The sequence below is a fragment of the Lacticaseibacillus pantheris DSM 15945 = JCM 12539 = NBRC 106106 genome (assembly GCF_001591865.1).
GTDB lineage: Bacteria > Bacillota > Bacilli > Lactobacillales > Lactobacillaceae > Lacticaseibacillus > Lacticaseibacillus pantheris.
In genome coordinates this window covers 1-8895 of the sequence record NZ_BCVS01000100.1, presented here as the reverse complement: position 1 = coordinate 8895, position 8895 = coordinate 1, and the positions used below count along the sequence as shown (strand labels likewise).

Annotated in this window: 8 protein-coding genes; 3 read left to right on the top strand and 5 right to left on the bottom strand. The window is 54.1% G+C overall.

Translation table 11 applies throughout. From position 1 onward, the window contains the following. From LPA02S_RS09455 to LPA02S_RS09445, 3 genes are all read right to left on the bottom strand, one after another. Nucleotides 1-443 (bottom strand): YueI family protein (locus LPA02S_RS09455; RefSeq protein ID WP_082788851.1); only part of this gene is annotated, 443 nt, incomplete at its 3' end. A 55-nt stretch (nt 444-498) separates the two neighbouring features. Further along, entirely contained in the window at nt 499-1662 is a 1164-nt protein-coding gene (locus LPA02S_RS09450) for an AbrB/MazE/SpoVT family DNA-binding domain-containing protein (protein ID WP_056957147.1), read from the bottom strand. 148 nt (nt 1663-1810) lie between these two features. Beyond that, complete coding sequence (locus LPA02S_RS09445) at nt 1811-2452, bottom strand: SDR family oxidoreductase (RefSeq protein WP_054650611.1); 642 nt, start codon at nt 2450-2452, stop codon at nt 1811-1813. A 133-nt stretch (nt 2453-2585) separates the two neighbouring features. On the opposite strand from LPA02S_RS09445, the gene LPA02S_RS09440 reads away from it, so the two are divergent. Beyond that, entirely contained in the window at nt 2586-3149 is a 564-nt protein-coding gene (locus LPA02S_RS09440) for a TetR/AcrR family transcriptional regulator C-terminal domain-containing protein (RefSeq protein ID WP_054650613.1), read from the top strand. A gap of 209 nt (nt 3150-3358) precedes the next feature. Here LPA02S_RS09440 and LPA02S_RS09435 read toward each other — a convergent pair whose 3' ends face one another. After that, a complete protein-coding gene (locus LPA02S_RS09435; RefSeq protein ID WP_056957146.1) occupies nt 3359-4300 on the bottom strand; it encodes an ADP-ribosylglycohydrolase family protein in 942 nt (313 codons plus the stop codon). Nucleotides 4301-4602: 302 nt separating this feature from the next. Between LPA02S_RS09435 and LPA02S_RS09430 the strand changes: the two genes are divergently transcribed. Next, on the top strand, nt 4603-5694 hold the full coding sequence (locus LPA02S_RS09430) for a GGDEF domain-containing protein (RefSeq protein ID WP_082607976.1): 1092 nt from the start codon (nt 4603-4605) through the stop codon (nt 5692-5694). Nucleotides 5695-5786: 92 nt separating this feature from the next. On the opposite strand, the gene LPA02S_RS09425 is transcribed toward LPA02S_RS09430, so the two are convergent. Continuing rightward, the gene (locus tag LPA02S_RS09425) at nt 5787-7424 is read right to left on the bottom strand and encodes a peptide ABC transporter substrate-binding protein (RefSeq protein ID WP_054650623.1); all 1638 of its coding nucleotides are present in this window, start codon (nt 7422-7424) and stop codon (nt 5787-5789) included. A 255-nt stretch (nt 7425-7679) separates the two neighbouring features. Here LPA02S_RS09425 and LPA02S_RS09420 point away from each other — a divergent pair, with 255 nt between their 5' ends. Then, nucleotides 7680-8744, top strand: coding sequence for a mandelate racemase/muconate lactonizing enzyme family protein (locus LPA02S_RS09420; protein ID WP_054650625.1), 1065 nt, complete (start codon nt 7680-7682; stop codon nt 8742-8744). Nucleotides 8745-8895 lie beyond the last annotated feature (151 nt).

Genomic DNA, 8895 nt, shown 5'->3' with positions numbered 1-8895 from the left:
AAATGTAAGAACCCGAAGAGCCCCTTTTTCTTTTGCGGGGCATCGGCGTTTGTCGTGGCGGTTAAGTGTAAGGAAATATCGTCCCGATTAACCGCGTGGTCGCTCACTACGAGTAAACCGGGAGCGTCGTCTGCCGTTTGCGCGGTGGCGTCGTTCACCATCGTTAGTGGCATGTCGATATCACCCAATAGTTTCATGACGGGGCCAGTAACCGTGACGTCGAGTTTCCCGTTAATGAGCGCGTGATGGTCTTCCCCAACCAGTGGTGGTAACTGCGTGCGTAGTGCGGGCAAAGTCGTGGCCTGAGCCATATTGCTGTTGTCAACCCGTAAAAGCACACGTTCCCGCAATGAGCCCAGATAGTGTCGCCGTTCATCCGGATTAGTTTGGCGCGGGCCGTACATCGCGTTGTTTAGGTGGTCCTGCATTTGGTCATCAGACATGGTGGGCGCCTCCAAGCAAAATTATTTACTTTGATTATAACATCATCGCTGCGGTTCACTCCGCGACTTTGACCAACACGTCCCAAGTCCATTGGTCCTGAGTGGCGAGTACACGCAAACGGCCGAACAGCAGTAGCAGCCAGCCAAAGGCCACGGTAAACGCCTGAATTTCGAACGAGGTGAGGGAGGGGTAGCCGAATAAACGGAACCCAAAGTTGAGAATTACCAGGGCAGTAGCCACCATGTATGACAAAAACAGGAAGTCTTTGGATACACCGGGTAGTAACCAGCGAATGCCGATAATTAGGGCCGCTAGTAGAATAATCAGCATTCCGGCCGCCTGGTCGTGCAGGACGTGGAAGGCCGCGTTATTGGGGAATAACCCGATACACGCAACATCGAGTGCAACCAGCGACAGCATCCCACGCATGATGTTAATCCGGCGGTTGCCAGGATAACGGGCGCTAATGGCGACGAAGAGCGTGTCGACCAATGCAATCATCAGCAGTGCCGCAATGATCAGCGTGAAGTTGAACTGCCACGCATTATTGGCCAAGTTGGTACCCAGAAAGCTGAGGTTGTGCTGCCACCACCGCCGATGGTTGTTCGAAGCCATTGCAATCACCACGCCCGTAATGATGACGACGGTCAGGAGGGTGCTGAGGGTACCTGCGTCTACGTTGCGAGCGGCCTGTGACATCAGGTAGTTGGTGATCAGCGTCATAATGAAGAAAATAATGGCCGCCGTCACCAGGTCAAAGGTAGCTCCAGGAAATAACTGGCCGAGAACCCAGAATCCACCAACCAAAGCCAAAGCCAACATAATGGTGAATGAGGCAATGATAACGGGGAGGTTGCGCCAGTAGATATGCGGTACCTCGTGGCGGTTGCGCGCGGTGATGAGGTTGCCGGTGAACAGCATCATCCCCGCAACTAACGCGCAACCGATCACCATACTGGCTAGTGAAACGTCGCCAGATAACGCAACTGTGCCCATTTTTTGACTAATCCAATACAGGTATACGCCCACCGTGAGAATAACGGTCACAATTAGCGGCCACCGCAGACCAAGACGTTCACCGCGGTCACCGGTGGCCGGGCGCAGAATCAAACGGTCGTTTTTGACCGCGACGCGCATTGGCGTGTCGTTGTTGACGCCAAGTTGGTTGGCGACGGATGACGGTAACGTAATGGTTATTGGTTGTTTGTTGCTGGACATAGCGCACTCCCTCTTAAAACTAGATGATTTAATCATAACAAACTACGATAACAAAGGGTACGGTCCGACAGTTAGGTGCGAATGCTGTACTGCACACAAAAGGGGACTGCACCCGGTAGAGTGCGGCCCCCAATATTGCGTTGTGCGGTTAGTAAAATGATGGTTTACTGCCATCAGTGTGCGGTTGGTTTACACCAACGGAGTGGCGGACTTCCTTGGCGGGGTCGTTAATCAGGTTGACGACGTAATCCGCAATGCTCTTACGCGATACCTCGGTGCCCTTGAACGGTTCGCCCTTCTGCGTAGTTTCGTAATCGACAACGTCCCGGTTTGACAGCCATGCCGGACGGATGATGGTGTAGTTGAGGTCGGATGCTTCGATGACCTGCGCCGCTGCGGCGTAGTGCTCCAAGTAGCCGCCGTCCAACATCTGGTGGTTCCACCGACCAAATGAGCCGGGGACTTCGTCGTAGATGCCCAAAGTCGAAATCCAGATTAGGCGCTTGATGCCAGCGTTATTCATCGCGGTCACCACGGCGCGGGCCTGGTCCTCAATACGGGCGTTGCCCAAGTTGGCGTACACCACGTCGATGCCCTGCATGGCCGTGGTGAGTTGCTGTGCATCAGTAGCGTCACCATCAATCACCGTTTCTCTGCTGGCGTCGACGTGCTTAATGCGTTGCGCGTTCCGGAGAAAAAGGGTGAGGTGGTGGTTAGTTTCCTGTAACAGTTGCGTCCGGGCAAGACTGGCAATTTGCCCGTGTGCACCTAAAATCAATACGTTACTCATAAATGTTACCCCCTAATAGTGATATGACTCTTACCGACACGTTTATAGTAGCACTGACAAAAAGTCAGCGTAACGGACACACAAACCCCTGTGTCCGGTGGTATGATGGTAGCGACAAAGAGGGGATGTTCACGTGAACGTGACGCAACAGGAGATTTGCACGGCGACCAAGCGGGTGGTGGTTAGTCAGCCGTTTAATCAGGTTAACGTATCCGTTATTATGGCGACGGCTGGTCTCCGACGCCAAACCTTTTACGACTTTTTCCGGGATAAATACGACGTGTTGGGCTTTATTTACCGTGAGGAAATTGACCATGCGGCCGCGTATTGCCGTCATTATGAATATTGGCCGCAGACGCTGACCAGTATCCTGCGCTACTTTGACGACAATCGGGCCTTCTACCAGCGGGTGCTATCGCTGGACGTGCAGAATGCGCCGGCAGACGTGATTCGGCGGCATATTAGCACCATGATTGCTGACGTGCTGACCGATATGGGCCGGACGGAGCACATCAGCGTGGCGGATACCTACGTTAAGTTTCTGCAATCGATTCTCAGCGAGGCGCTGATTACGGCGTTGCAAGACTGGATTTTGTCCCGTAATCCGGCTAGTCTCCGGGATGAAAATGAGTGGTTGTACCATTACTTGCAGGATGGGTTCAACGGCTTGGTGGAACGCCAGCGGGTTGAGGCGTAAATAATAGGAGGAGTGGGCCACAATGCGGTTGGTTCCCGAGCACTAACGTAATAATGCCGATATTCCTGAACTTAGGAATATCGGCATTATTGTGCTTGGCACAGGGAGCTGCATTGTGGTCCACGTTTGTAGGCCGGCTGCTCACCATAACTTCGATCGGTCAGAAGCCGGACGGCGTCGATGTGCGTCGGTTTTAATTGTGGGCGAACTTATTTTACGGTTGTGGCAAAGTGGTGCGCGAAATCGTGAATAATCGTGTCCATTTGATCCGTGTGCACCAGTTGTTTAGCCCAATCTGCCGGCACGGTTGCGTCGGGGTGGGCCGCGGAAAACAGGCAGGTCGCAATTTGTGCAATCGTGTCGGTGTCCTCACCGAGGTTGGCGGCTTTAATAATGAGTTCATCGAGACTTTCAGCGTTCAGGTTCAGCCAGATCGCGGCTTCGAGCGTGTCCACCACGTAGCCAATTGAGCGAATCATGGTCACGGGTGTTTGCGCAAAGTCGCGCTCCCAGATACGGTCAAAGTAGTTGTATTCATCCCGGTCAAAGCGGCACCGTTCCATCATCCGGTGCGCCGTCGCCAGGCCGTCAGTGAGACTGTGTCCGCGCAGTAACGCCCGGAGAAGTTCAACGTAGATGGTGCTGGCAATGACGCTGCGTGGGTGTCCGTGAGTGGTCGTGGTGTATGCTTGCTCATCGTGCAGCCTAACGTCAACACTTGGTTCGTTGACCAGGGCAAAGGCGAGTGGGGCCAGCCGCATGAGCGCACCATTGCCGTTGGCGTACTCGCTCCGGTCGCCACTTTGCTCCGCCGGCGTGCCCTTGATAAACGCCATAATGGCGCGGCTGGTGCCGGCCCCGACATCAAAGGTGGTACCGGAGGGAGTATATTCACCCTCTTGCAAGTACGCCACAAAGCGCTGCATCATAGTTGTGGGTGAGCCGTGATGGGTCAGGTTCTCGGCGAGGACTAGCGTGAGCGAGCTGTCGTCGGACCAACTGCCCACCGGTTGGTCGTACGTGCCGTGGCCAGTCATGCCATCAACATGATAGGTATCCCGCACGCGAAACTCGACGGGCACTCCGAATGCATCGGCGACCATGGCGTTGATGAAGAAATGCTGAATTTGGTTCTCGGTAATGTCTGACACGAGCTAACTTCCCCCTCTGATGTGTGCACGTACATCTAAACGTGGCGGTAAACCGTTGGCGTTATGTTGTGTGGTTGTAATCCGGCAAACTAGCACACTTTGTGGCCTTATTATCGCGCTGATAGGGTGTATGGGCAAGACCGCACGTGTTATTTGTGGTGAATAAATCTTCGGAGTATGGTGCCGGTGGTCAAGATATTTTTAGCGGAACGGTTGTAATGTTTACCGTAAAGGGTGGTAATAGTGTACGATTATGCCTAATGGATTAATCAATTTATAGACAAGTGTGGGGACTTGACCGGATGGCATTGATAGGAACAGTAACTTTTTGCCTGGTTTTTTATATGGCCGGCTTAATTAGTGTGCTCGACGCGTTGGAGGATGTTTTCCCCCGTTTTTACGCGCGAATGACCACTAGGACCGTTGCGCCGGAATTGCCCGTTACGGTGTCTGCGGTGGCCATCATTGGGTGTCTGCGGTGGCTCACACCACTCAACGAGATTGATACGTGGATTGGCGACGCCGCCCTGTTCGGAACCTTGCTGTATAACAGCACGCGATTACAAAGTCGCCAGATGTACGCCGTCATTCTTGTCGTCACTGGCGCTTTGAACTGGACGTTGTGGGGGACATCGTTATTGACGCTCATTCCGTTGGTGGTCCTGTTGGTCGTGAATTATTTCAACGGGTGGTTTAATGAACGTGCTTGGCGGTTCGTCCTCATGACCGTGGTTGTTGGTGGGGTGACCTGGACCACGGCAACCCTGGTGAACCAATGGGATACGCAGGACGCAGCCATCGTGGGTGCTATTGTCGTGTTCACGATGTTGGTAGCTCATTGGTACGGCCACGTGGTCGTTGACCGCCAGGAGCAGGGCCGTCAGTTACGCTACAGTAGCAACCATGACGAGTTGACCGGTATTCGCAGTTTGCACCTGTTCCGGAAGGACTACCAGACGTACCAGGGAATGATGCGTAACGATCCGACTGCGCGTCTGACCCTGGTGATGATTGACATTGACCATTTTAAGCAGATTAACGATACGTATGGCCACCTGACGGGTAACGAGGTCCTGATCTCCTTTGCCCGCGACATTGAGGCGTACCTCGCGGCGATGCCATACTTCTGCGGTGTATATCGCACTGGTGGGGAAGAATTTAGTGTCTTCCTGTATGAACTGACTGATGAGGAGGCCAAAGTTGCTGTGGAAGCGTACGTACGCAGGTTACGCGACCTCGTGGTGATGCGGTCCCATCCCGAACGCCGGATCACGCTCTCCGTGGGAATGGCGCGCGTTCCCGGCATGGACGAACCGTTACGGCAGGCCATTGCCAGGACCGACGCCAAGTTGTACGAGGCGAAGCAGGGTGGCCGTGACCGCATCGTGCAGTAATATGGAGAGACAAAAAGGTGAACCACCAGACCGCGCGGGTCATGGTGGTTCACCTTTTTGGGGCTGTCGGACGTGATAATTGTCCCAGCAAATTACTTGTTAGTGGCCCCCGTGTATTCAAACATACTGTTGGGTTCGTAGGTCATGCCCTTCACCGAGGTTTTGGTCAGGTGAGCGGTTCCCCATTGGTACAGGGGGATTGAGCCCATGTCCTTCGTAATCAGGCGGTTGGCGGCCATCAGGTCCCGCCAGCGTTTGCTGCTATTGGTGGCGTCCTTACCCGCGGCGTCGCTAATGTACTGGTCGTACTGCGCGTTGCTCCAAGCACCGCTGAAGTCCTGGGTGCTCGTCGTGTACCGGTTCAGGAAGTTGGAAGCGTCCGGGTAGTCGGCTCCCCACAGGGACATGAGCATGCCGTATTCGTGGGCGCGGCCCAGTTCGAGCCAGTTCTTTTGGGGTACCGACTTAATCGTCACGTTCACTTTGAGGTTGCCGGTGGCGAGTTTAGCAAAGGCGGACTGGAGGTACGTCGCGGTGTTCTTGTCCGCAGTACTGTCCGAGGTTACCAAGGTGAAGTTCAGACTGGTGGTACCAGTGGCAGCCATACCGTCCTTGAAGAGTTGCCGTGCTTGCTTGAGGTCGTACGCGGTGTACTGTCCGTAACCACCTTTGATTGCTTCCTTACCAAAGTCAGCGTTGGTTTGTTCATTGTACATCATGTTGGTGGGCACCATGGAGCGTGCGGGCGTGGAGCCGTCGCCCAGTACTTGCTTGATGAATGCGGAGCGGTTGATGGCTAAGGATAGCGCACGCCGGATCTGGACGTTGCCAAAGGCGGGTACCACGTCCTTATTCATCGACAGGTAAGTTAGCCAGGATTGCTTAACGACGTTGTAACCAGGATCGTTTTTGGATTGTTGGGCATCATCGCCGGTGACCGTTACGTCGTCCAACTTACCGCTGGAGTACAGGTTCATCGCTGTGGATGCGTCCTTCACCACTTGGTATTTGAGTTTTTGGACGTGGTACTGACTGGCGTTCCAGTAGCGGGGATTCTTAGTTTCCGTCCAGGAATTATTAGCCCCGTTCCAGTTTTTGAGAATGTACGGTCCGTTAAAGGTCAGCTTGGTAGCGCTGGTGGCGTACTTACTGCCGTATTTTTCGACCACCGATTTTTCCACCGGGTCAAAGGTTTGGAGGCAAATCATGCTTTCAAAGTAGGGCATTGGCTTCTCCAGTGTGACCTGGAAGGTATGTTTGTCGATGGCCTTCACGCCCAATGAACTGGCCTTTGCCTTACCGGTTAGGATGGCGTCTGCGTTTTTAATACCGCTCAGTATGTACGCGTATGGCGACTTGGTGGCCGGATTCGCCACGCGTTGCCAGGCGTAAACGAAGTCCTCCGCGGTGACCGTTTTGCCGTCTGACCAGCGAATATTCTTACGGAGATGGAAGGTGTATGTTTTCTGATCCTTTGATACGGTGGCCCGTTTAGCGGCCATGTCTGGAGTCAGCTTGTTGTTCTTATAGCGGTAGAGCCCGGCCATGGTGTCCGACATGGCCTGTGAAGACACACCATCGCTAAACTTGGCGGTATCCATCGTCGCAATTACGTCCGCCGACATGCGGGCGATGGTTTGGGGTTTTCCACCCGAAGATGATTGCTTACCACACGCGGCGAGCAGCATTACCGCGGATAGTGCCATTAATGACCAGTATTTTTTTTGCATAGCGGATTCTCCCTCAAAAATTAAATTATTGTAATGCCAATCTAATATAAAAATCGTAATTTTTCAACCTTTAGTTTGCCGACGTTGATTGTCTGCGGCTTAGCCTAAACGATGGCATGGCGTTTAAGGATGATGTTTCGATCATTAAGGACGTGGCCAACTTCGCCGTTCATCATCTGGGGCGTCAGTAGCCGGTACTTTCGTTTGCGTCAGAATTAGTATAAACTGAAATAAATTAGATTGCGGGGTGAAAAGATGAGAATTACCAAGATTGAAAGCTTCAAGCAGGCCGTGACGCTACACCATCCGTTTAAAATTGCTTTTGCTACCATTGATGAACTGCAAACCATTATCGTTAAGGTGACCACCGATACGGGCTGGGTAGGGTATGGCGAAGCGAGTCCCTTTGAGCCGGTGACGGGGGAAAGCATTGAGACCGAGATGGTCATGCTGACGACCTTTGCGGAGCAGCTGGTGGGGATGGATCCCCGGTTAATTGAGCAAATACATAGCGCACTTGATGCGACGACGGTCGGACACACGGCGGCCAAGGCCGGTATTGATATTGCCTGTTACGATATCCTGGGGCAGGCAGCTGGACTTCCTTTGTACCAATTGTTGGGTGGGAACAGCAACCAAATCGTGAGCGACTTCACGATTGGTATCGATGACCCAGCCGCGATGGCAGAGGAGGCCCAGGCCCGGGTAGCCGCGGGCTTTACCGAGTTGAAGGTCAAAGTTGGTGGGGACGACCAGCAGGATCTGGCAGCGGTGCGTGCGATTCGTGCTGCCGTTGGACCAACGGTGGACATTCGGATTGATGCCAACCAGGCGTGGACGCCGAAGCAGGCCAAGCGGATGATGCGTGCGTTTGGTGACGACGTTTCCGCCGTCGAGCAGCCGCTGCCGGCAGCGCAGACGCACCAGTTGCCGCTAGTGCGGGAACTGGTCGACCAACCGGTTATGGTCGATGAGAGTGTGCACGATGCTCATGATGCTTTTCACGTGCTGGCAACGGGCGGGGCGGATATCGTCAACATTAAGTTGCAAAAGGCTTCCGGACTGTGGGGCGCCAGTCAAATTAACGCGGTTGCCGAAGCTGCCGGCATTCCGGTCATGTTGGGATGCATGGTGGAAACCCGGATTGGCATCACCGCGGCCGTCCACTTTGTCGCGGCGCACCGTAACGCGCAGTACGCCGACTTGGACGCCTTCATGGACTTTGCCGAACCCGAATGGCTCAGCGGTGGGTTCACTCAGGAGGGCGGCGTGTACACGCTGACGGATGCGCCTGGGTTGGGCATTCAATGTGACTTATAGTCGTTAATGTTCCGTTTTCTTCCAATGTGCACAGGGGGGCGGTTCTGACCGGTGGAGGTGCTGTGGGGTACTGCGACTTGGTGGACCGCTCCACGGTGACCGCTGCGGTGGCTGGCCGTACTGGTGTGGTGGTTCCGGTTGAGCGGCTGGT